This window comes from Paraclostridium dentum, assembly GCF_012922555.1.
Classification (GTDB): Bacteria; Bacillota; Clostridia; order Peptostreptococcales; family Peptostreptococcaceae; genus Paraclostridium; species Paraclostridium dentum.
Genome location: NZ_WIPK01000123.1, coordinates 1 through 461, shown reverse-complemented (window position 1 = coordinate 461; position 461 = coordinate 1). Strand labels below are relative to the sequence as shown.

Genomic DNA, 461 nt, shown 5'->3' with positions numbered 1-461 from the left:
CGGGCTGGTGGATGAACCAGTGCCATGCCGCTCACCTGAACGGAAGATACCACAAAGGAGGTACATACAGCCAGAAGGACGTGGGCGAGCACGGCTTTGATAACGGCATCATCTGGGCCACGTGGCACAACCGCTGGTACTCGCTGAAGCAGACCACCATGAAGATCATCCCCTTCAACAGATACTATTCAGAAGGACAGCACCAAGGGTTAGGCAAAGGAGACATCCCCACTCGCTAAACGCCACACACACTCAACACACACACTCAACACACACACTCAACACACACATAACACACAGTACCAAAACTCACAACCTTCTGTTTGTTTGTAGTTAATCTCACTCTGATTGTATAATTCTGTCTCCATCACTTCATCACAGAGCGAGCTGAAACTGAACTGAACTGAACTCTCAGGGTTCACCAAACCCTGACTTGTAAAGAACAATGTTTATTAAAAGCA

General features: G+C 47.9%; 1 protein-coding gene. It reads left to right on the top strand.

Annotated features, from left to right (window positions below):
• On the top strand, positions 1–239 hold a 239-nt coding region (locus tag GFJ41_RS21115), incomplete at its 5' end, for a fibrinogen-related protein (RefSeq protein ID WP_170076021.1).
• Positions 240–461: the final 222 nt, after the last annotated feature.